Annotated in this window: 19 protein-coding genes; 5 read left to right on the top strand and 14 right to left on the bottom strand. The window is 63.1% G+C overall.

The genetic code is table 11. The annotated features are described in order from the left end of the window. Positions 1-279 precede the first annotated feature (279 nt). Positions 280-1953: a 2-isopropylmalate synthase gene (leuA, locus tag L1P09_RS04730; RefSeq protein WP_235768533.1), complete on the top strand. Its 1674-nt coding sequence runs from the start codon at positions 280-282 to the stop codon at positions 1951-1953. A 293-nt stretch (positions 1954-2246) separates the two neighbouring features. Continuing rightward, positions 2247-3194, top strand: a complete 948-nt coding sequence (locus tag L1P09_RS04725) for an IS110 family transposase (RefSeq protein ID WP_029886225.1) — start codon at positions 2247-2249, stop codon at positions 3192-3194. An 871-nt stretch (positions 3195-4065) separates the two neighbouring features. Here L1P09_RS04725 and L1P09_RS04720 read toward each other — a convergent pair. Genes L1P09_RS04720 through zwf form a run of 3 tightly spaced genes read right to left on the bottom strand, consistent with a single transcriptional unit; the run spans position 4066 to position 6933 of the window. Next, positions 4066-4746, bottom strand: coding sequence for a bifunctional 4-hydroxy-2-oxoglutarate aldolase/2-dehydro-3-deoxy-phosphogluconate aldolase (locus tag L1P09_RS04720; RefSeq protein ID WP_054890314.1), 681 nt, complete (start codon positions 4744-4746; stop codon positions 4066-4068). Between the two features lie 17 nt (positions 4747-4763). Continuing rightward, positions 4764-5477, bottom strand: a complete 714-nt coding sequence (gene pgl, locus L1P09_RS04715) for a 6-phosphogluconolactonase (protein WP_054905906.1) — start codon at positions 5475-5477, stop codon at positions 4764-4766. Continuing rightward, positions 5464-6933 carry a glucose-6-phosphate dehydrogenase gene (zwf, locus tag L1P09_RS04710; RefSeq protein WP_009683411.1) on the bottom strand — a complete coding sequence of 490 codons (1470 nt, stop codon included), beginning with the start codon at positions 6931-6933 and terminating at the stop codon, positions 5464-5466. Before zwf ends, pgl begins: the two co-directional genes overlap by 14 nt. A gap of 211 nt (positions 6934-7144) precedes the next feature. Between zwf and hexR the strand changes: the two genes are divergently transcribed. Continuing rightward, a complete protein-coding gene (hexR, locus tag L1P09_RS04705) occupies positions 7145-8008 on the top strand; it encodes a DNA-binding transcriptional regulator HexR (RefSeq protein ID WP_172828429.1) in 864 nt (287 codons plus the stop codon). Here hexR and L1P09_RS04700 read toward each other — a convergent pair. The 11 genes from L1P09_RS04700 to edd all read right to left on the bottom strand — a co-directional run bounded on the left by L1P09_RS04700 (position 8001) and on the right by edd (position 21300). After that, the gene (locus tag L1P09_RS04700) at positions 8001-8855 is read right to left on the bottom strand and encodes a D-hexose-6-phosphate mutarotase (RefSeq protein ID WP_054905908.1); all 855 of its coding nucleotides are present in this window, start codon (positions 8853-8855) and stop codon (positions 8001-8003) included. The genes hexR and L1P09_RS04700 overlap by 8 nt on opposite strands. A gap of 117 nt (positions 8856-8972) precedes the next feature. After that, on the bottom strand, positions 8973-10316 hold the full coding sequence (locus L1P09_RS04695) for a carbohydrate porin (protein ID WP_009683408.1): 1344 nt from the start codon (positions 10314-10316) through the stop codon (positions 8973-8975). A 40-nt stretch (positions 10317-10356) separates the two neighbouring features. Further along, on the bottom strand, positions 10357-11511 hold the full coding sequence (locus tag L1P09_RS04690; RefSeq protein ID WP_029885492.1) for an ABC transporter ATP-binding protein: 1155 nt from the start codon (positions 11509-11511) through the stop codon (positions 10357-10359). Positions 11512-11514: 3 nt separating this feature from the next. Further along, positions 11515-12372 carry a carbohydrate ABC transporter permease gene (locus L1P09_RS04685; RefSeq protein WP_009683406.1) on the bottom strand — a complete coding sequence of 286 codons (858 nt, stop codon included), beginning with the start codon at positions 12370-12372 and terminating at the stop codon, positions 11515-11517. Beyond that, positions 12365-13273, bottom strand: a complete 909-nt coding sequence (locus L1P09_RS04680) for a carbohydrate ABC transporter permease (RefSeq protein ID WP_009683405.1) — start codon at positions 13271-13273, stop codon at positions 12365-12367. Before L1P09_RS04680 ends, L1P09_RS04685 begins: the two co-directional genes overlap by 8 nt. A 178-nt stretch (positions 13274-13451) precedes the next feature. Next, positions 13452-14738: an ABC transporter substrate-binding protein gene (locus tag L1P09_RS04675; protein ID WP_235768532.1), complete on the bottom strand. Its 1287-nt coding sequence runs from the start codon at positions 14736-14738 to the stop codon at positions 13452-13454. A gap of 106 nt (positions 14739-14844) precedes the next feature. After that, positions 14845-16092, bottom strand: coding sequence for a D-mannose isomerase (locus L1P09_RS04670; RefSeq protein WP_064314730.1), 1248 nt, complete (start codon positions 16090-16092; stop codon positions 14845-14847). A gap of 157 nt (positions 16093-16249) precedes the next feature. Beyond that, positions 16250-17704: an ATP-binding protein gene (locus tag L1P09_RS04665; RefSeq protein ID WP_054881599.1), complete on the bottom strand. Its 1455-nt coding sequence runs from the start codon at positions 17702-17704 to the stop codon at positions 16250-16252. Continuing rightward, positions 17685-18410: a two-component system response regulator GltR gene (gene gltR, locus L1P09_RS04660; protein ID WP_235768531.1), complete on the bottom strand. Its 726-nt coding sequence runs from the start codon at positions 18408-18410 to the stop codon at positions 17685-17687. The genes L1P09_RS04665 and gltR overlap by 20 nt, the downstream gene beginning before the upstream one ends. A gap of 107 nt (positions 18411-18517) precedes the next feature. After that, positions 18518-19477, bottom strand: coding sequence for a glucokinase (locus L1P09_RS04655; protein WP_029885497.1), 960 nt, complete (start codon positions 19475-19477; stop codon positions 18518-18520). Next, positions 19474-21300, bottom strand: a complete 1827-nt coding sequence (gene edd, locus L1P09_RS04650; protein ID WP_009683397.1) for a phosphogluconate dehydratase — start codon at positions 21298-21300, stop codon at positions 19474-19476. Before edd ends, L1P09_RS04655 begins: the two co-directional genes overlap by 4 nt. A gap of 264 nt (positions 21301-21564) precedes the next feature. Between edd and gap the strand changes: the two genes are divergently transcribed. Further along, positions 21565-22566, top strand: a complete 1002-nt coding sequence (gap, locus tag L1P09_RS04645) for a type I glyceraldehyde-3-phosphate dehydrogenase (protein ID WP_054881597.1) — start codon at positions 21565-21567, stop codon at positions 22564-22566. A 191-nt stretch (positions 22567-22757) separates the two neighbouring features. Next, positions 22758-23270, top strand: a complete 513-nt coding sequence (locus tag L1P09_RS04640) for an RNA polymerase sigma factor (protein ID WP_054881596.1) — start codon at positions 22758-22760, stop codon at positions 23268-23270. Positions 23271-23295: the final 25 nt, after the last annotated feature.

Here is a 23295-nt window from a genome sequence, read left to right as displayed (position 1 = left end):
CAACAATGAACAACCCCACGGGTGAATACAGCCATAAAATCTCGCTCATACGCTTTTTTTAAGCATTCCTCTCAATTTTTTCCGAACGCTTGCCATCCCCCACCCCACTGGTTAAGTTTGAAGGCATGAAAACCTTCAGCACCCTCATCCTGCTCCGACAACATCGCAGCCTCAGCCTGGTCAGCGCACGACTACCAGGCTGAATCGCGTCGCCTCGCCTCTTCATCTTGTTATCGCTCGGCAGGCCCGATTTCGGCCGCACACAAAAGGATTGCTTCCATGTCCATGCTCAAAGACCCTTCGAAAAAATACCGCGCCTTCCCGACTATCGACCTGCCTGACCGCACCTGGCCGTCGAAGACCATCACCGCAGCGCCCATCTGGTGCAGCTCCGACTTGCGTGATGGCAACCAGTCGCTGATCGAGCCGATGGATTCGGAGAAGAAACTGCGCTTCTGGAAGACCCTGGTCCAGGTGGGCGTGAAGGAAATCGAAGCGGCGTTCCCGTCTGCCTCGCAGACCGATTTCGACTTCGTGCGCACCCTGATCGAAGACGGCCACATCCCGGACGACACCACGATCCAGGTGCTCACCCAAGCCCGTGAAGACCTGATCGCGCGTACCTTCGAGTCGCTGCGTGGCGCGAAAAAGGCCATCGTCCACCTGTATAACGCCACCTCCCCCGCGTTCCGCCGCATTGTCTTCAACCAGGACAAGCAAGGCGTGAAAGACATCGCGGTGAACGCCGCCAAGCTGTTCGTCAAGTATGCCGCCCAGCAGCCCGAAACCCACTGGACCTTCCAGTACTCGCCAGAAACCTTCAGCGCGACCGAAATGGAATTCGCCAAGGAAGTGTGCGACGCGGTCATCGAGGTGTGGAACCCGACGCCAGAGCACAAGGTCATCCTCAACCTGCCGGCCACCGTGGAAGTCTCCACGCCGAACATCTACGCCGACCAGATCGAATGGTTCTGCCGCAATGTCAGCCGCCGCGACAGCGTGATCATCAGCCTGCATTGCCACAACGACCGTGGCACCGGCATTGCCGCCACCGAACTGGGCCTGATGGCCGGTGCCGATCGCGCCGAAGGCTGCCTGTTCGGCAACGGCGAGCGGACCGGCAACGTCGACCTGGTGACCTTGGCACTGAACCTGTACACCCAGGGTATCGACCCGCTGCTGGACTTCTCCGACATCGACGGCGTGCGCAAGGTGGTCGAAGAGTGCAACCAGCTGCCCGTGCACCCACGCCACCCTTATGTCGGCGACCTGGTACACACTGCGTTCTCCGGCTCGCACCAGGACGCCATCCGCAAGGGCTTCGCCAAGCAGCAGGATGGCGAGCTGTGGGAAGTGCCGTACCTGCCGATCGACCCGGCCGATATCGGCCGCAGCTACGAGGCGGTCATCCGCGTCAACAGCCAGTCGGGCAAAGGCGGCATCACCTACCTGCTCGAGCAGGAGTACGGTATCAGCCTGCCGCGCCGCATGCAGATCGAGTTCAGCCAGGTTGTGCAGGGTGAAACCGACCGTTTGGGCCTGGAAATGACCGCTCAGCAAATCTACAGCCTGCTGCACAAGGAATACCTGCAGGCCAACGCGCCATACGCCCTGGTCAGCCACCGCCTGCAGGAAGAAAACGGCCATAGCGCCGTGGAAGTGGAAGTCGCCGGCGAAGGCGAAACCACCCTGCACTGGCGCGGCAAGGGCAATGGCGCCCTGGAGGCCCTGGTTGCCGGCCTGCCGGTTGCCGTGGAGATCATGGACTACAACGAGCACGCGATTGGTGCTGGCACCAACGCCAAGGCGGCGGCCTACATCGAGTTGCGCGTGGCCGGTGGCCGCCCGGTGCACGGTGTGGGTATCGACGAAAACATCACCACCGCCAGCTTCAAGGCACTGTTCAGCGCCCTGAACCGCTCGCTGAGCCAGCAGGAAGCCAAAGCGGCCTGAGCCCTGCCTGCTGAATGAGAAAGCCCGCATCGTTTGATGCGGGCTTTTTTGTTGGCCCTGTACTGGCCCTATCGCTGGCAAGCCAGCTTGTATGGTTAGACTTGAAGGGAGGAGGAGGGACAAAGCCAGCTTCTGACTGTTAGCGCAGTACAGACCGTGGGAGACCTCGCCCCTCCTCCCTTTTCACCCAAGCGCCGATAAAGAATGCTTCCGGGCTCGGACCGACGAAAGACACAAGCCAGCGCCTCTGGGTGACCCTTCAAGTACTCCAACACTATCGAGGAGAGTTGCTCATGGCAATGGTGGTTGCTGATTCAAAGCGGCTGATTGGCGTGGATGTGGCCAAAACAGAATTGGTCATTTGGGACGATGAATCAGCAGAACTCATAGCAATCCCCAATACTAAAGCAGCTATCAAGAAATGGCTCAAAGGCCTCTCGGGTGCGATGTCCGTCGCTATCGAAGCGACCAACATCTATCACGTCCTGTTTACGGATCTGGCCTTTGAGTTCGGGCATACGATTTACGTGGTAGATGGGTACGCCCTGAGCCATTACCGTAAAGGTGTCAACGTACGCGCTAAGACTGATGCAATTGATGCCCAGCTGTTGGCCCGCTATCTGAAGAACGAAGGGCAGGACCTAACGCCTTGGGCACCGCCACCGGCTATCTATCGACAGCTTCTGAGCTTGTTCCGGCGACGTGCAGGACTGGTTCAGGCACGAACCAGCCTGACTCAGGGGTGGGCCAATGAACCGCTACTCAAAGCCGCCTTCAAGACGCATCTGCGTGCGATGCAGCGGCTTGAGCTGCTGGTGGAGAAGATGATCAAGGGCCTGCTGGAAAAGGCCGGGCTGATGCCTCAGGTAAAGCGCTGCATGAAGGTCGAAGGGGTGGGTTTTCTAACTGCTGCTCGCCTGACAGCGACGTTTCAGCGTGGCAACTTCAGCGGGGGTGATGCGTTTATCGCCTTTTTGGGTATGGATCTGAGGATTGCGCAGTCGGGGCAGAAAAAAGGGCAATCCAAGCTCACGAAGCGAGGAGACCCCGAAGCTCGACGCCTCCTTCACAACGCGGCTATGTCAGCATCCCGCACAGCAGCATGGAAGTCGTACTACGAAGAGCGCCTGGCGCGTGGTTTTAGCACGACAGCATCGCTTGTCATGCTCGCACGCAAACTGGCGCGAGTAGTATTTGCCCTACTGAAAAGCGGAGACGAGTATCGGTCAAAAGCCGCTTAAAAAACTTCCCTAAAACCATAGAATCTCCCACAGGGATCGCATCAGGGCTGACAGGTGTTTGCCACAAGGTATGCAGCGCCTGTTAGAGCGAGCGCCGCCCGCGCGGCGCATCGCGAGCTGCGCTCGCTCCTACGTTTGTTTCGGGCCAATTATTCCTGTGGGATTCGCGCGCGAACGCCTTGGTGCATGCCTCAATATCGCGCCGTACAAACAAGGCGGCCGCGCGCGCCTGTCACAGGCGTTACTGGCCCGAAACAAACGTAGGAGCGAGCGCAGCTCGCGATTGCGCCGCGCGGGCGGCGCTCGATCTCACAGGCGCTGAAGATGCTCCGGCTACCCTTGCCAGGAACCATAGAATCTCCCACAGGGATCGCATCAGGGCTGACAGGTGTTTGCCACAAGGTATGCAGCGCCTGTTAGAGCGAGCGCCGCCCGCGCGGCGCATCGCGAGCTGCGCTCGCTCCTACGTTTGTTTCGGGCCAGTAACCCCTGTGCCAGATGCGCGCGGCCGCCTTGTTCGTACGACGCGATTTTGAGGCATGCGCCAAGGCGTTCGCGCGCAAATCCCACAGGAATAATTGGCCCGAAACAAACGTAGGAGCGAGCGCAGCTCGCGATGCGCCGCGCGGGCGGCGCTCGATCTCACAGGCGCTGAAGATGCTGCGGCTACCCTTGCCAGGAACCATAGAATCTCCCACAGGGTACTGCACAGGCTTCGAGTGCTGCGGTATTCCTGTGGGAGATCACACAGCCCTAAGGGCTGCGCTGTCGCGCAGAGAACTCGATCCATAAGCCCGGCGCTGCAAGAAAGCCAGGCAAAAAAAAGGGGCGCCGACCAAGCGCCCCATAAGCCGTAAAGCACACAACAAATTCAGTTGGCGTCCACTAGCGCCATCGCCTCGGCACTGCACGCTTCAATCCGCGCCCAATCGCCATTCTTGATCCAGCTGCTGTCGAGCATCCAGGTGCCCCCTACACACATCACGTTGGGCAAGGCCATGTAATTGCGCACATTGGCCGGGTTCACACCACCGGTTGGGCAGAAGCGGATATCGCCGAAAGGCCCGCCGAACGCCTTGATCGCCGCCACGCCACCGCTGATTTCAGCAGGGAACAGCTTGAAGCGACGGTAGCCCAGGGCATACCCCAGCATGATTTCAGACGGCGTGCTGATGCCTGGCAGTAGCGGGATCTCGCTATCCACCCCGGCCTGGAGGAGCTCCGGGGTAATGCCTGGGGTGACGACAAATTGTGCACCTGCGGCTTCAACGGCGGCGAACATACCGCGGTCCAGAACAGTGCCGGCGCCCACGCAGAGCTCCGGGCGCTGCTTGCGCAGTACCTCGATGGCCTTCAGCCCAAGCGCTGAGCGCAAGGTCACTTCAAGGGTACGGATACCGCCAGCAGCCAGTGCGTCAGCCAGCGGCAGGATGTCTTCCTCACGGGCGATGGTGATTACCGGCAGGATGCGCGCCTTTTCGCAAATGGCGTCGATCCGCGCGGCTTTGTCGGCCATCGAGAGCTTGGACTGTGGGCGTTCAAGGGTGGTCATGACTGTGGATCCTTGGCTCATGGGCACCAGTAGATGTCCAGGGGGGCGTGAAGAAAAGCGCGAATCGGCATTTCGGTAAGGTCGTTGCCAGCCAGCGCGGCGCGCAGGGTGGCGAGTTTGCCCTGGCCCTGCACGGCCAGCGCGGTAAAGCCGGCACTGGCCAGCAAGGCGCGGGTCATCGAGAGGCGCTGGTGCGGCACGCTGGGCGCCAGCAACGGCAGGCAGCGACGTTGGCCAGCCAAGTCAAGGCCTGCTTCCAAGTTCGGGCTGGCCGGGAACAGCGAAGCGGTATGGCCATCGTCCCCCATGCCCAGCACCAGCACGTCGATCTGCGGCAGCTCGGCCAACGCCTGGTCGGCCATGAGTGCGGCGGCGTCGAGGTTTTCCGCCTGCTGGTACAGGCCAATGAAGCGGGCCTTGGCCGCATCACCCTGGAACAGGTGACGGGCCAGCAGGCCCGCATTGCTGTCGGCGTGCTCTACCGGCACCCAGCGTTCATCGGCCAGGCTGACGGTGACCTTGGCCCAGTCCAGCGCTTCGCTGGCCAGTTTTTCCAGGAAGGGCACCGGGCTGCGGCCACCGGACAACACCACGCAGGCCTGCCCCTTGGCAGCAACCGCAGCGCGCAGGCGCTCGGCCACGTCGTGGGCCTGCGTGGCGGCCAGCGCCTCGGCGTTTGCCAACTCGTGTACGTTCACGACCGCTGGCAGTTTCAGTTCAGATATCCCCATACCACGCCCTCCCATCGCGTGTGATCAGTGCAATCGAGCTCATTGGCCCCCAGGAGCCGGCCGCGTAAGGCTTGGGCGCATCGCCCGCATTACGCCAGCCGGCGATCAACTGGTCGCACCACTTCCAGGCATACTCGATTTCATCCTTGCGCACGAACAGGTTCTGGTTGCCGCGCATCACTTCGAGCAACAGCCGCTCGTAGGCATCCGGAATCCGCGCACTGCGCCAGGTATCGGAAAAATTCAGTTGCAGCGGGCCACTGCGCAGTTGCATGCCCTTGTCCAGCCCCTGCTCCTTGGTCATCACCCGCAACGAAATGCCTTCATCCGGCTGCAGGCGGATGATCAGCTTGTTGCCCACCTGCAAACGCTGTTCCGGGGCGAAGATGTAGTGCGGGGTTTCCTTGAAGTGGATAACGATCTGCGACAGCTTCTGCGGCATGCGCTTGCCGGTACGCAGGTAGAACGGCACGCCCGACCAACGCCAGTTGCGAATGTCGGCACGCAGGGCGACGAAGGTTTCGGTATCGCTCTGCGCGTTGGCATTGTCTTCTTCCAGGTAGCCCGGTACCGGCTTGCCGTCGCTGTAGCCGGCAATGTACTGGCCACGCACCACGCGGGTGCTCAGGGCGTCGCCCGTGATCGGTGCCAGTGCCTTCAACACCTTCACCTTTTCGTCGCGGATGGCGTCGGCAGACAAGTCGCTGGGCGGGTCCATGGCGATCAGGCACAGCAGCTGCAGCAGGTGGTTCTGGATCATGTCGCGCAGTTGCCCGGCCTTGTCGAAGTAGCCCCAGCGGCCTTCGATACCGACCTTTTCGGCAACGGTGATCTCCACATGGGAGATGGAATTCTGGTTCCACTGGGTTTCGAACAGGCTGTTGGCAAACCGCAGGGCAATGAGGTTCTGCACGGTCTCCTTGCCCAGGTAGTGGTCGATACGGTAGACCCTGCTTTCCGGGAAGAACCGCGCGACAGCGTCGTTGACCCGGCGTGACGATTCCAGGTCATGGCCAATGGGTTTTTCCAGCACTACCCGGGTGCGCGCCACCAGGCCGGCCTTGTCAAGGTTCTCGCAAATGGCCCCGTATACAGCCGCGGCGGTGGCAAAGTAGGCGATCAACGGCAACTCGCCGGGCAACTGCTCGGCCAGCGCCTGATAGCCTTCAGGCTGCAGGAAGTCCAGGTGCAGGTAGCTCAGCCGGGCGAGGAAGCGCCCCAGTGCAGCCGGCTCGATATCGGCCTCGGGCACATGCCGGCGCAGGTGCGCTTCGATGTGATCCAGGTGCGCCTGCGCACTGCCGGCCTCACGCGCCAGCGCCAGCAGACGGGTGTCGGGGTGCAGCAGATTGGCGCGGTCGAGTTGGTACAGCGCAGGAAACAGCTTGCGCAGCGCCAGGTCGCCGAGGGCGCCAAACAGGGCAAAGGTGCAAGGTTCGACACTGATTGCAGCCATGATGTTGGTTCTTTCCTAAAGTTGGTCTAGGAATACCGCTTTCACATACGGTTTTCAAGGGGAAATGTAGTAAAAACCACAACATTACACACAAGTGTTACAGACAAGTGGTACACCAACCGCACCGACAGTACGATAGACGACCGTGCAAAAAGCCTGCTGCTCCCACAGCCGGCTGTCTTCCCGACCCAAGGACATACCCATGGACCGCGTGCGAAACCTCCTGGAACAGATCCAGGGACGCCTCGACGAGCTGAACAAGGCCGAACGCAAAGTCGCCGAAGTCATCCTGCTCAACCCGCAACAAGCCACCCGTTTCAGCATCGCTGCGCTGGCCCAGGCGGCCAAGGTCAGCGAGCCGACCGTCAACCGTTTCTGCCGCTCGTTCGGCGTCAGCGGCTACCCCGAGCTCAAGCTGCAACTGGCACAGAGCCTGGCCAGCGGCGCTGCCTATGTCAGCCGCGCAGTAGAGGCCGACGATGACCCGGCGGCCTATACCCAGAAAATCTTCGCCAGCGCCATTGCCTCACTCGACAGTGCCTGCCAGCAACTGGACCCGATGCAGGTCAGCCGTGCCGTGGACATGATGATCCAGGCCCGGCAAATCCACTTTTTCGGCCTTGGCGCCTCCGCCCCGGTGGCCCTCGATGCACAGCACAAGTTCTTCCGCTTCAACCTGGCGGTATCGGCCCATGCCGACGTGCTGATGCAGCGCATGCTGGCCTCGGTGGCCCACACTGGTGACCTGTTCGTGATCATTTCCTACACCGGGCGCACCCGCGAACTGGTCGATGTGGCACGCCTGGCCCGCGAAAACGGTGCCTCGGTACTGGGCCTGACTGCCGCCGGCTCGCCCCTGGCCAACGCCTGCAGCCTGAGCCTGCATATCCCGCTGCCCGAAGACACCGACATCTACATGCCAATGACCTCGCGCATCATTCAGCTGACCGTGCTCGATGTCCTGGCTACCGGCATGACCCTGCGCCGTGGCGTGGATTTCCAGCCGCACCTGCGCAAGATCAAGGAAAGCCTGAACGCCAGCCGCTACCCGATCGAGGACGACGAACTCAACTGAGCCGGTGCGCCTGCAAACGCAGGTGGGCACGCTGCCCCGGCGCCAGGGTCAAGCCCTCGCCGCTGCCACTGGCCGCCTCGACGCAGACAAAGCCCTGGCATTCCCGCCCGGTCACGCCCATCAACGGGCGATTGCCCGGGTGCCAGACCACCGTGTCGTCGCTGTCGCCCGTGTCGATGCACAGCTCGCGCTGCCAGGCCGGGTCCTGCAGTTGTACCCGCGGCGTGCCCGGGTAGACCTTCTGGCAGCCGCCCTTGAGCTTCAGCGCACCGTCCTCGCGGCAGGCCTGACGGTTGAGCCGGTCATAACCCTGGATATCCTCCAGCCCAGACAGCGCTATCTCGGAAACGTGACTGATACGCCAGTAGGCCAGCAAGGCATGGCTCAACTGGCAGGGTTGGCTGTCCTGGTGCTCGGTGCTCAGGCTCAGCTCCATGCGGCTGCCCAACCGGGCATGCAGGTCGACCTGCCAGTCGCACAGGTCCAATTGCCACTTCAGGCTTACGCCCTCCTCGTCCTCGCGACTGTCCACCAGCTTCCAGTCCAGCAACCGCGCCCAGCCATGCGCCGGCCACAGGTCTTCGCTGGGGTGGCGGCCATACCACGGCCAGCACACCGGCACACCACCGCGTATCGCCCCCACCTGCGGCCACTGCTCGGCGCACCACAGCCAAGGCCGCTCGCCCGCCGGCTGAAAATGCAGCAGTTGCGCGCCCTGGCGGCTGAATACCGCCTGGCATCGGGGGTGGTCGATGATCAGTACATCGCGCTGCTGGTAACGCTCCCACTCGAATGTCGGCCGCGGCCGCTGCGAGGTGAAGAAGCGATGGAGCGGATGTTCAGGCATGGGTCAGAGCTCTTTTTGTTTGAGGTAGCGCTGTCTCGGCCTATCCCCAACACCCACTGCAGGGCAGTGGGTGCCGGGCGCCGAAAATGGATTGGCGTAAATTTACAACAATTGCCCTCAGAATGACGACTGAATCTTCAAGCCGGCGACCAGCGCATTGTCCACCTGGTCAACCCCACCCGGGCTCTTGATGTACTGCAGGTTGGGCCGCACGGTCAGCCAGTTGGTGACGTGGAAGCCGTAGTACAGCTCGGCGTTGTACTCGGTGCGCTGCAATGGCATGAAGCCTGGGTTGTCGTAATCGTCGATGCCGTTCTGCGCGTTGATCAGCTCGGCACGCTTCTTCACGTCGTCGTTCACATGGATGCGTGCCACGCCAAAGCCGATGTCATCCTTGGGCCGGGCGTCGAACGCGCCTTTGTACACCAACCCCACCTGCTGGTAGTTGTCGACCACGTTGGTGGCCTTGTCGTGCACGGTGAAGTTGGCGAACAGGCTGAGGCCGCGGTTCACATCCCCGGCATGAGCGGTGACCTGCTGCTGCGCCACCACCCACCAGCCATGCTTGCTGGAGTGCGACTTGAACGCGTTGCCGGTGATACCCTGCGGGTTGCCGTTGACGTCGTCGTAGACATCGTCGGCCTTGGCGGTGCTGTAGTAGTAGCCCAGGCGGTACTCGCCCGGCAGGCCGTTGACCTTGGGTGACCACACCGCCTCCACCGGCAGGATCGCGCCCTTGGTGCCGCTGCCACTGAGTTTGAAGCCGTTGCCGGTTTCCAGGTTGGACGGGTTCTGCTCGAAGGCACCGACCTGCACGAAGAAGTCCGGGGTGATGTTGTACTTCACCCGCAGCGCCCACTGGCTGACCGGCCAGTTGTACCAGATGCCGCCTACCCAGTTGCCCACCTGCGAACCGCAGAAGGCCAGGTTCTGGAAGTCGCACGGGAAGCTGTTGAAATCCTCACCCGGGCCGTAGCGGCCGACTTTCACATCCAGTGCGCCGTCGAAGTACTTCTGCTTGACCCACATCTGGGTCAGGCGCCAGGTCTGGCCGCGCCCCCACACCTCCTGCACCGAGCTGAACTGCCCGGCGCGCGGGTCGCTGATGCGGTCGTTGGACAGGTTACGGCCGCTACGCTCGGTGATCGCCAGCTTGAATTCGGCATCGTGCCAGCCAAAGATCTTCTGCAGGTCCAAGTGCGCGCCAAGGGCGAACTGGTCGCTGTAGCGCGCGGTTTTGTCGTCGTTGTAGCCGCCATGCAGGTTACCGGCCACTTCGCCCACGTAATCGAGGGTGAAATCGTAGCCCTTGTCCAGCAGCTCGGTGCGGGTGCCGCCCCAGTCGCCGGTCATCCACTTCGATTCGCTGGAAAATGCCTCGGCAGCTTGTGCACTGGCGCTGCCTACCACGGCGAGCAATGCCAGCGACCCCAATGTCTTGATACGTTTGCGCTGTTCCATCCCTTTGCGTCCTCTTTTTCTTATTGATGATGTAGACGAATTAACGGCCTTTGAAGTGAGCCACGTTGTCCTTGGTGGCTGCGGCAGTGCTGGCCAGGTGCAGCCGCTCGCCGCTGTTGGCGTCGAACAGCAGCACCCGCGCCGGGTCCAGTTGCAGGTTGAGGTTGTCGCCAACCTGGCAGGCCACATCGGGCGCCAGGCGGCAGCACACCTTGGTCTGGTTGAGGGTGACGAACACCAGCAGGTCCGGCCCGGTGGGTTCGGTGACCTGCACTTCGGCACGAATGGCCGGCAGGCCGTTGCCCTCGCTGGCCCCCAGGGCGATCTGCTCAGGGCGGATGCCCAGCAGGATTTCACGGCCATCCTGTTCATTGGCGGCCAGCCCCAAGGGCAGCTCGCAGCGCGCCTGGCCGCTGTCGAGCAGCGCCAGCAGGCGACCATCCTGTTGCTTGAGGCGGGCCGGAATGAAGTTCATTGGCGGCGAGCCGATGAAGCTGGCGACAAACTGGTTGGCCGGGTCGTTGTAGATCTGTTGCGGGGTACCGAACTGCTGGATGATGCCATCTTTCATCACCGCAACCTTGTCGCCCAGGGTCATGGCCTCGATCTGGTCATGGGTGACGTACACGGTGGTGGTCTTCAGGCGCTGGTGCATCAGCTTCATTTCGGTACGCATCTCGACCCGCAGCTTGGCGTCCAGGTTGGACAGCGGCTCGTCGAACAGGTAGATCTTCGGCCGCCGCGCCAGTGCCCGGCCCATGGCCACACGCTGCTGCTGGCCGCCCGACAGCTGCGCCGGTTTGCGCGCCAGCAGGTGCTCGATCTGCAGCAGCTTGGCCACCCGCGCCACCTCTTCATCGATTGCCGCCTGCGGCAGCTTGCGGATTTTCAGGCCAAATTCGATGTTTTCGCGCACGCTCATGGTCGGGTACAGCGCATAGGACTGAAACACCATGGCGATGTCGCGGTCCTTGGGGCTCATGCCACTGACGTCCTGCCCGTCGATGAGAATGGCCCCGCCGGTGATCTGCTCCAGGCCGGCGATGCAGTTCATCAGGGTCGATTTGCCACAGCCCGACGGGCCAACCAAAATCAGGAACTCACCGTCGCTGATCGACAGCTGGATGTCCTTGAGGGTGTCGGGCAGGCCGGTGCCGTAGGTCTTGTTTACATTGCGCAGTTCGAGCGTTGCCATGACTTACCCCTTGACTGCGCCGGCCGTCAGCCCGCGCACGAAATATTTGCCTGCCACCACGTAGACCAGCAGGGTTGGAAGGCCGGCGATCATCGCCGCCGCCATGTCGACGTTGTATTCCTTGGCGCCGGTGCTGGTGTTCACCAGGTTGTTCAGGGCCACGGTGATCGGTTGCGAGTCGCCGCTGGAAAACACCACGCCGAACAGGAAATCGTTCCAGATCTGGGTGAACTGCCAGATCAGGCAGACCATGATGATCGGCGTCGACATCGGCAGGATGATGCGGCGGAAAATGGTGAAGAACCCGGCGCCATCCAGGCGCGCCGCCTTGACCAGCGCATCCGGGATGCTCACGTAGAAGTTGCGGAAGAACAGGGTGGTGAAGGCCAGCCCGTAGACCACGTGCACCAGCACCAGGCCACTGGTGGTGCTGGCCAGGCCGAGCTTGCCGAGGGTGAACGAGGCCGGCAGCAACACTGTCTGGAATGGCAGGAAGCAGCCGAACAACAGCAGCCCGAAGAACAGCTGCGACCCGCGGAAGCGCCACATCGAGAGCACATAGCCGTTCAACGCGCCGATGGCAGTGGAGATCAGCACCGCCGGCACGGTGATCATGATCGAGTTCCAGAAGTAACCGCTGACGGTACCCCAGGCCTTGACCCAGCCAATGCCAGTGATCACCGCGGGCCAGCTCAGCAGGTTGCCGGTGCTGATGTCTTCCGGGGTTTTGAAGCTGGTCAGCAGCATCACCACCAGCGGCACCAGGTACAGCAGCACAGCGATCAGCAACACGCCATGGATGGCGATACGGCCAAGGCTCAGTGCCGGTTTTTCGGCAGGGCTATTCGATGCGCTATGCATGGCGTTTGCTCCGCAGCTCCGAGTACAGGTAAGGCACGAGGATCGCCAGAATCGCGCCCAGCATGAGGATGGCGCTGGCCGACCCCATGCCCATCTGGCCGCGGCTGAAGGTGAACGAGTACATGAACATGGCCGGCAGGTCGGATGAGTAACCCGGGCCACCGGCGGTCATCGCCGCCACCAGGTCGAAGCTCTTGATGGCAATGTGCGAAAGAATCATCAGCGCACTGAAAAACACCGGGCGCAGGCTGGGCAGCACCACTGTCCAGTAAATGCGTGGCAGGCTGGCGCCGTCGATCTGCGCGGCGCGGATGATGGACTGGTCAACCCCGCGCAGCCCGGCCAGGAACATGGCCATGATGAAGCCCGATGCCTGCCACACGGCGGCGATCACCAGGCAGTACACCACCCGGTCCGGGTCGATCAGCCAGTCCAGCCGGAAGCCCTCCCAGCCCCAGTCGCGCAGCAGCTTGTCCAGGCCCATGCCAGGGTTGAGCAGCCACTTCCAGGCGGTGCCGGTAACGATCATCGACAGGGCCATGGGGTACAGGTAAATGGTCCGGATAAAACCTTCGCGGCGAATGCGCTGGTCCAGCAATACCGCCAGCAACACGCCAATGGCCAGGCTGATGGCGATGAACAGGCCGCCGAACAGCAGCAGGTTCTTGCTGGCCACCCACCAGCGATCGTTGTCGAACAGCCGGGCATATTGCGCCAGGCCCGCCCACTTGTAGGTGGGCAGGAAGGTCGAGGTGGTGAAGGACAGCACGAATGTCCAGAGGATGTAGCCGTAGAAGCCCACCAGCACAATGAACATGCTCGGTGCCAGCACCAGCTTGGGTAGCCAGCGCTGCAGCGCGTCCAGGGGTGAGGCCCGCAATTGGGCGGTAGTTGTGGTCATGGTTCACCTCAAAGGCGCTGCACTCCGGGTAGGAGCGGCCTTGCGTCGCGATGGGCTGCAGCGCAGCCCTGAGGACTCAAGTTCGACACCTACCTGAAAGATCGAGTGCGCAGGTTTGGGGCTGCTGCGCAGCCCATCGCGACGCAAGGCCGCTCCTACAACGGGACCGCGTCAGCCTTTACTGGGCCGCCTTGATGGCCGCCGCCAGCTTCTTCGCCGCATCGGCCGGGTCGGCCTTGGGGTCGTTGATGTAGTTGGTCACCACATCGAAGAACGCGCCCTGCACGGCCAGCGTGGTGGCCATGTTGTGCGCCATGCTTGGCTGCAGGCCGCCCGTCTGGGCGTCGGCGAGGAAGTCCTTGGCGGAGGTTTGCGCGCAGCTGTCGAAGCCATACTTGCCCATGTTGCCGAGCATGTCGTTACGCACCGGAATCGACCCTTTGTTGATGCTGAAGACCTTCTGGAAGTCCTCGCCCAGCACCTTGCGCGCGATGTCCTGCTGCCCGGCGGATGTTCCGGCGTCGTTCTGCTTGAACACCACCAGCGAGTCGATGTTGTACAAGAAGGCCTTGTCCGTGCCGGGGAATGGGACGCACTGGTAATCCTTGCCGGCGGTTTTCTTCGCCAGGGTCCATTCGCTCTTGGCCCAGTCACCCATGATCTGCATGCCGGCCTTGCCGTTGATGACCTTGGCCGCTTCCAGGTTCCAGTCCTGGCCCTTGCCATCCTGGTCCATGTAGGTGGCCACCTTTTTCAGCTCGGTCAGTGCCTTGACCATTTGCGGGCCAGCCAGGGTGGCGCTGTCGAGGTCGACCAGGGCCTTCTTGTAGCCATCGACGCCCATCACTGCCAGGACCACGTTTTCGAACACGGTGCTGTCCTGCCAAGGCTGGCCGCCATGGGCAAGCGCAATGAAGCCGGCGGCCTTGAGCTTGTCGGCAGCGGCATAGAATTCGTCGAGGGTGCTGGGCGCCTTGTCGATGCCGGCTTTCTTGAAGACTTCGGGGTTGATCCACAGCCAGTTGATACGGTGGATGTTGACCGGCACGGCAACGTAGTCACCGTCGTACTTCACGGTATCGGCGACCTTCTTGTCGAGCAGCGAGTCCCACTTTTCTTCCTTGGCCACGTCCTTGAGCACATCGGCATCGAGCAGGCCGGTGGCCGCCCAGTCCTGGATGTCCGGGCCCTTGATCTGCGCCACACCGGGTGGGTTGCCGGCGACTGCGCGGCTCTTGAGTACGGTCATGGCGGTGGCCCCGCCGCCGCCGGCAACGGCGCCGTCCTTCCAGGTGAAGCCGTCTTTCTCGACTTGCGCCTTGAGCACATCGACCGCTGCTTTTTCACCGCCAGAGGTCCACCAGTGCACCACCTCTACACTGCCTTTGCTTTCGGCGGCGCTGGCGCCCAGCGGCAGTATGGAGGCGAGCGAGATAGCAGCGGCGAGACAGAGTTTGGAATTCATCGAAGCACCTTTCTTGTTGTTATGCGTGCAAGTCAAACGCTTGCGTTGCATGGAGTCTAAACAGCGTGCCCGCCCCGTCAGGTAACGAAGCGATGCGTGAATGTCATCATTTGGTTACATTGCTGCCCAGGTTGCTTGCCAGGCTGGGCGCCAGCGGCAAGCCTGGCAGCAGCAGCGCCTGGTAGGCGTGATAGAGGTCGGGCTTGCCCGGCCAGATGGTCCCGGCCGGCCGGTTGTTGCTATCGAGTTCGTGGTGCCAACTGCCCGCCACAGGGTCGATGAAGTGGTTGGCGATAAACCCCCAGAGGGTGCGGTACCACTGCTCGTAACGGGCCTCGCCGGTACGCTGCAACAAGGCCGCAGCGGCGGCGCACGCTTCGGCGTGCACCCAGTGCAGGCGCGCATTCACCACCGGGCGGTTGGCCCAGTCCAGGGTGTAGACGAAACCCTCTGCGCCATCGACGTTCCAGGCGTGCTGGCAGGCGGCCTCGAACAGCCCGCTGGCACTTTCTGCCAGCCACTGCGGTGCCGGCAGCCCGGCACGTTGCAGGCTGGCCTCCAGGTGCAGTAGCAAACGCGCCCATTCCAGGGCGTGCCCAGGCGTGGTGCCAAAGGGCCGGAAATGATCGGCGGGGTGGTCGTGGTTGTAGTCCGCCACGGGCTGCCAGTGTACGTCGAAGTGTTCGATCACCCGGTAACCGCTACCGGCGGCATGGGTATGGATGATGCGTTCGGCGATACGCAACGCGCGTTGCAGCCACAGCGTGTTGCCGGTGACATCAGCCAGGGCCAGGAACGCCTCGGTCGCATGCATGTTGCTGTTGGCGCCACGGTACGGCTCGGGCAATTGCCAGGCACGGGAGTAAGCCTCTTGCAGGGCACCTTCGGCTTCGCTCCAGAAATGCCGCTCGATCACCTCGGTGGCGTCTGCCAGCAGGCCCCTGGCACTGGCGGCGCCCGCCACCACGGCAGAGCTGGCGGCCAGGGCGACGAAGGCATGCAGGTAGGCGGCCTTGCCGCTGTCCTGCTGGCCATCGGGGTGAGCGAACCAGCCCCCATAGCTGGCATCTTGCATGGCGCCGCGCAGGGCGGCCACGCCGTGCTCGGCGTAGGCCAGGCAGCCTGGAATGCCTTGCAGGTGAGCCAGGGCAAAACAGTGGGTCATGCGCGCCGTGTTCATGGTTTCGGCGCGGGCACCAGCGGCGAGTTGGCCTTTGGCATCCAGGTTGCCGAAGCCGTCCGGGCGTTTCGCGGCTTTGGCAAAGGCCAGCAGCCGCTGGGCCTCGGCCAGGCGCCAGGCCTTATGAGCCGGGGCTTTCAGCCAGCTGGTGGAGGGCAGTAGGTGGGTATTCATGAGCCAGCTTTATCCTTGCCAGTCGTGTGCGAATTCTAGCCAGCGGGGTCGAGGCAGATGTCACGAAGGAGGCTGGGATTGTCACTGGGCAGTGACAATTGAGTGACCTGAGTGCAAACCTCGAAACCCGTGCGGCCCTTGCAGGCAACACGGAAAATCAGTCCATGCCTCGCGGCAGGAACAAGGTTACCCGCAGCCCGCCGTCGCGCAGGTTCAGCAAACTCACCTCGCCGCCATGGCTATGGGCAATATTGCGTGCAATCCCCAACCCCAGCCCGTAACCCTGTTGCTGGGCGGCCAGGCGGAAGTGTGGCTCGAACACCTGCTCCAGCTGCTGCTGGGGTACCCCCGGCCCTTGGTCATCCACCTGCAGCACAAAGCCCTCGGCGCTGTCGATGATACGCAGTTGCGCCCGTTCGCCGTACTTGATGGCGTTGTCGATCAGGTTGCCGATGCAGCGTCGCAGGGCCAGAGGTTTGCCGGGGTACGGTGCAAGCGCCTTGCCGTACACAGTGACGCGGCCATCGGCCAGGTAAGGCTCGGCCAGGATATCCAGCACCTGATTGAGGTCGACGGGCTCGATGTTCTCGTGGATGTCGGTGTCCTTCACACATTGCAGGGCGCCTTTGACCAGCAGCTCCAGCTCGTCCAGGTCCTGGCTGAACTTGGCTTGCAGGCGCTCGTCTTCCAACAGCTCGACACGCAGGCGCAGGCGGGTTATTGGTGTGCGCAGGTCGTGGGATATGGCGCTGAACAACTGGCTGCGTTCGGTCAGGTAACGGCTGATACGTTCGCGCATGCTGTTGAATGCCCGGCTCACCTCGACCACTTCGCTGCCGCCACCTTCCGCCAGCGGCGCCACATCAGCGCCCAGCGACATTTCCCGCGCGGCCCGGGCCAGGCGTTTGAGTGGCCAGCTTTGCCAGTGCACCAGCAAGCCGATGAACAGCAACAGCAAGGCCGTGGTCAGCACCATGAACCCCACCTGCTGGCGTGGCAGGCGTTCGGCTTCCAGGCCGGTATATGGCTCGGGCAGCAACGAGGCGATGTACAGCCACTCCCCCTCCCCCAGGCGGATCTGCGTGACCAGCACCGGTGGCTTGAGGGGCTCGAGCGTCAGCGAGTAATGCGCCCACGAGCGCGGCAGCTCGTCGAGCTTGAGGCCGCTGTTGAAGATGCGCAGCTCGTCAGGCCCGACGAACTCGACGGAAATTTCCATCTGCGACCCCAGGCGCTCGTGCAACACCTGCTGGAATACATCGATCACCGCCTGCTTGCGCGCCGTGACGGGCAACGCCTGCATGTCCAGCGGGGTGGCGTTGAGCGATACGAAAAACCGCGTGCCGCCCATGCTGCGCAACTGGTCGAGCACCAGCGGCCGGTAGGCCACTGGCAACGACCGGAAGTAACTGACGCTGGCGCTCATCGAATGGGCCAGGCTGCTGGCACTGGCCCGCAACCCCTGCAACTGGCTGGCGCGCAGTTGGGAAACCCAGATGATGCTCGACAACCCCTGGGCCAGCAGCACCACCAGCAGGGTCAGCAGCAGCATGCGCCCCAGCAGTGAGCGGGGCAGCAAGCGCCAGCGCCGCTCAGGGCGCACAGCAGACATGCGCCGCCAACAGGTAACCGCTGCCGCGCACGGTGCGGATCAGCCGGGGAGGTTTATCGGTGTCGCGCAGGCGCTGGCGCAGGCGACTGACCGCCATGTCGACGATACGGTCCAGCGGCATCGGCTCGCGGCCGCGGGTGGCGTTGCCGATGGTGTCGCGGTCGAGGATTTGCTGTGGGTGGTCGAGGAACAGCTTGAGCAGTGCGAAGTCGGCACCGGAGAGAATCACCTCCTCACCATCGCGGTGGAACAGCCGGTGGCTGACCGTGTCCAGGCGCCAGTCATCGAAGGCCAGCACCGCGCTCCCCGGCGCCGCCTGGCCAAACTCGGCGCGGCGCAGCAGGGCCTTTACCCGCGCCTGCAGCTCGCGCGGGCTGAACGGTTTGCCCAGGTAGTCGTCGGCACCCAGCTCCAGGCCGATGACCCGGTCGGCTTCATCGGAACTGGCAGTGAGCATGATGATTGGCACACGCGCCCGGCGCGGATGCTGCCGAACCCAGCGGCACAGGCTGAAACCATCTTCATCGGGCAACATGACATCGAGAATGACCAGGTCGCAGGGGCTGCTGTCCAGCGCGCGGCGAAAGCCCGCGCCGTCGGCTTCGGCATGCACCTGGAAGCCGGAGCGGCTCAAATAGGTTTGCAGCAGTTCACGGATTTCCTGGTCGTCGTCGACCATCAGGATCGATTTGCCGGCAGTGCTCAAGGTGGTCCTTCCTCTTCTTGGTTACAGGTCTTTGCTGCCTGTTTTTATTGGGGCTGCTTTGCAGCCCTTGGCGGGCTTGCCCGCGATGGGCCGCAAAGCGGCCCCAGTCAATGGTCCAGCGCTTGCTGCAACGCCACACCCGCCCCCAGCAACCCGGAAAACTCCGCCGTCACCAGCCACACCGGCACACCCGCAAAGTAGCCGCTCATGCAGCCTTTGTCGGCAAAGCTGGCGGCGAACCCGCTGCGCAGGAACAACTCGGCAAACCGCGGGATGACCCCGCCAACGATATAGACCCCACCGCGCGCGCCCAGGGTAAGCACATTGTTCCCGGCCACGCGCCCCAGGAACCGGCAGAACTGCTCGATCACCGCCAGTGCCCGTGGCTCGCCGCCCAGTGCTGCATCGGTGATCTGCGCCGGGGACGTGTGCCGTGGGGTGTCGCCGTCCAGCGCACACAGGGCCTGGTAAAGCCGTACCAGGCCACCCCCGCTGAGTACCGTCTCGGCACTGACATGGCCGATTTGCTGGTGGATCTGCTGGTGGATCGCCGCTTCGCGGGCGTTGCCCACCGGCAGGTCGACATGCCCGCCTTCGCCCGGCAAGGCCTGCCAGTGCTGCCCGCCAAGGCGCAGCAGCGAACCCACGCCAAGGCCGGTGCCCGGGCCGATCACCAGTGCCGGGCGCGTGGGGTCTGCCTGGCCGGGGCACACCTGGCGCACTTCGCCTTCTTGCAGGCGGGTCATGCCCAACGCCATGGCGGTGAAATCATTGATCAACACCAGCCGCTCGACCTGCAAGGTCTTGCAGAACGCCAGGCGGCTCAGGCGCCAGTGGTTGTTGGTGAAGCGAAACTCGTCGCCCTCGACCGGCCCTGCCACCGCCAGGCACACCGCGGCCAGGCCGCCGCGGGCGATGCCCTGGCCATGCAGATAGGCCTCGATAGCCTGCTCCGGGCTGGTGTAGTCCGCGGTAGCGAAGACTTTTACCTCGTGCAACTGGTTGTCACGCCACAACGCAAAACGGGCGTTGGTGCCGCCGATATCGCCAACCAGCAGGTCCTTCATTTAAGGTTCTCCAGGGCAGAGGTGAAGGCACTGGCGCCCTGCTCTGCCGGGCTGAACGCCATGCGCATGAAGCCGAACAGCTCGCGCCCGCACCCCAGGTCATTGCCCTGGGGCGCCGGCGGCAGGTCGCGGCTGGCCAGTTCTTCGGCCGATACCAGTACCCGCAGCGTGCCTTCGACACCATCAACGCGCACCATATCACCATCGCGCACCCGTGCCAGCGGGCCACCGTCATAGGCTTCGGGGCACACGTGGATCGCCGCCGGGATCTTGCCCGAGGCGCCGGACATGCGCCCGTCGGTAACCAGCGCCACCTTGAAGCCGCGGTCTTGCAGCACGCCCAGGAACGGCGTGAGCTTGTGCAGCTCGGGCATGCCATTGCAACGGGGGCCCTGGAAGCGCACCACGGCCACGAAATCACACTCCAGCTCACCGGCCTTGAACGCATCGGCCAGCGACTGCTGATCGTGGAACACCCGCGCCGGGGCCTCGACCACTTGGTGCTCGGCAGCTACAGCCGAAACCTTCATCACGCCACGCCCCAGGTTGCCCTCCATCACCCGCAGGCCGCCTTCGGCCGAGAACGGCCGCGCGACCGGGCGCAGGATGCTTTCGTCCAGGCTTTGCAGCGGGCCTTCGCGCCATACCAGCTTGCCATCATCGAGGAACGGCTCCTGGGTGTAACGGCGCAGGCCGTGGCCGGCGACGGTGTTGACGTCTTCGTGCAACAGGCCGGCATCGAGCAGCTCGCGGATCAGGAAGGCCATGCCGCCAGCGGCCTGGAAGTGGTTGATGTCAGCCTTGCCGTTGGGGTAGACATGCGACAGGGTGGGCACGACCTCGGAGAGGTCGGCCATGTCCTGCCAGGTCAGCTGTATGCCGGCAGCCTGGGCAATTGCCGGGATATGCAGGGTATGGTTGGTGGAGCCACCCGTGGCGTGCAGGGCAACGATGGAGTTGACCAGCGCCTTCTCGTCGACGATTTCGCCCAGCGGCATGAAGCTGCCACTGGCCTTGGTCATGCGCGTGACCTGTTGCGCGGCCTCGGCGGTGAGCGCATCGCGCAGCGGCGTGTACGGGTTGACGAACGACGCGCCAGGCAGATGCAGGCCCATCACCTCCATCACCAGCTGGTTGGTATTGGCGGTGCCGTAGAAGGTGCAGGTACCCGGGCTGTGGTAGGAGTTCATCTCCGACTCCAGCAGCTCCTCGCGGCTGGCCTTGCCTTCGGCATAGCGCTGGCGCACGTCGGCCTTCTGCTTGTTGGAAATGCCGGAAACCATCGGCCCGCCCGGCACGAAAATGGTCGGCAAATGGCCAAAGCGCAACGCGCCCATCATCAGCCCGGGGACGATCTTGTCGCAAATGCCCAGCATCAGCGCGGCGTCGAACATGTTGTGCGACAGCGCTACCGCGGTGGACATGGCAATCACTTCCCGGCTGGCGATGGCCAGTTCCATGCCCGGCTCACCCTGGGTCACGCCGTCGCACATGGCCGGCACGCCACCGGCGAACTGGCCGACCGAGCCGACCTCGCGCAGGGCCTGCTTGATCTGCTCGGGGAAGTGCAGGTACGGCTGGTGGGCCGACAGCATGTCGTTGTAGGCCGAGACGATGGCCACGTTGGCGGCGTTCATCAGGCGCAGCGTTTGCTTGTCGTCGCTCCCGCAACCGGCCACCCCGTGGGCGAAGTTGGCGCACTGCAGGCTGGCGCGCATGGGCCCGTCACTGGCCGCGCCGCGAATCAGCTGCAGGTAGCGTTCGCGGGTGGCTCGGCTGCGTTCGACCAGCCGCTGGGTGACCTCAAGGATGCGCGGATGCATGTACTGGACTCCAGACTAATTGTAAGGGCGGTTTACCGGGCATTTCCCCTCCAACCGATTGCCGCCTAGGCTCAAGACCAGGAGCCCGCTGCATCGGTAGAGGCATATTGCCCCACCACTCGTTGTATGTTTAAACAAAATACTGCCACTAAAAAGGCTTGTTTTCTATCTGATAGTGAATAATCTTGTAATTCCAACAACAAAACCGTTTCAGTGAAGCTCCTTTGTGCCACAGGTTTCACTCGGACTGCCAGAGGTACTGCCATGACCCTTCGCATCGCCATCAATGGATTCGGCCGCATCGGCCGCAACGTCCTGCGCGCACTGTATACCCAAGGCTACCGCCAGGACCTGCAGGTCGTCGCCATCAACGACCTGGGCGACAGCGCCATGAACGCCCACCTGCTCAAGTACGACAGCGTGCACGGCACCTTCGACGCCACGGTCGAGGCCGACCACGAAAGCCTCACGGTCAATGGTGACCGTATCGCGGTCAGTGCCATTCGCAACCCGGCCGAACTGCCGTGGAAGGCCGAAGCGATCGATGTGGTGTTCGAATGCACCGGGTTGTTTACCGAGCGGGCCAAGGCAGCTGCCCACCTGGCTGCCGGGGCGGGCAAGGTGATTGTCTCGGCGCCGGCCAAAGGGGCTGATGCCACCGTGGTGTACGGGGTCAACCATGACGTGCTGCGGGCTTCGCACCAGGTCATATCCAACGCCTCGTGCACCACCAACTGCCTGGCACCGATCGCCCAGGTGCTGCACCGCGAGTTCGGCATCGAGCAAGGCCTGATGACCACCATCCACGCCTATACCAACGACCAGGTGCTGACCGACGTTTACCACAGCGACCCGTACCGCGCGCGCTCGGCAACCCAGTCGATGATCCCCAGCAAGACCGGCGCGGCCGAGGCGGTAGGCCTGGTATTGCCGGAACTGGCCGGCAAACTGACCGGTATGGCCGTGCGGGTCCCAGTGATCAACGTGTCGCTGGTGGACCTGACCGTGAACCTCAAACGCGAGGCCACCGCCGAGCAGGTCAACCAGTTGTTCCTCGAGGCGAGCAAGCATTCCAAGGTCTTGGGCTATAACGCGTTGCCATTGGTTTCCTGCGATTTCAACCACAACCCGCTGTCGTCGATCTTCGATGCCAACCACACCCGCGCCAACGGGCGCATGCTCAAGGTGCTGGCCTGGTATGACAACGAGTGGGGCTTCAGCAACCGCATGCTGGATAACTGCCTGGCGTTGTGCAGGGCACGGTGAGCCTGACGGGGCACTTTTGGCGCCTGTGAGACCCGGCGCCGCGCGGGCGGCGCTCGGTCTCGAATACACAGAACATCCTCCCCCAGCCACCAGCGGGCTCACAATCTTTACCTTTTCCTAACATTCCCAGACTTGACCTTCCGCATAGATGATAAGCATTATCATTAGCTTTTGGTCGGTCAGGTCTTCTCGTGAGTCAGTCCCGGTTCAACGCCGTCTTCCTCCTCCAGCGCCTTTCCCTGCTGCGCACCCTGCAGCGCATGGTCGGCAACCCCAGCACCGCCGAGGACCTGCTGCAGGAAACCTACCTGCGGGTGTCGCGCGCCCTGGGCGAGCGGCCTGTCGAGCACATCGAACCTTTCGTGTTCCAGACGGCCCGCAACCTGGCGCTCGACCACCTGCGCGCCCGCCGGGTGCAGGCCCGCATGCTGGTCGACGACGTGCCCGACGAGGTGCTGCACAGCGTGGCCGCACCGGCCAGCAGCAGCGAGGATGCCGCGCACGCCGAACAACTGCTCAAGCACCTGAGCATCAGCCTGAACCAGCTGAGCGAGCGCCAGCAGCGCATCTTCATTCTCAGCCGCCTGCATGGCGCCACCTACCTGGAAATTGCCGAGCAACTGAATGTTTCGGCCAGTACGGTACAAAAGGAACTGAAGCTGATCATGGCCATCTGCATGGGCGTCGCCGAGCGCCTGAAGTGAACCGGCCGCTGGCCAGCCCCTCAAC

Source organism: Pseudomonas juntendi, assembly GCF_021560075.1.
Lineage (GTDB): Bacteria > Pseudomonadota > Gammaproteobacteria > Pseudomonadales > Pseudomonadaceae > Aquipseudomonas > Aquipseudomonas juntendi.
Note: the sequence above shows the minus strand (reverse complement) of the source record. Positions and strands in the feature narration are given on the sequence as shown.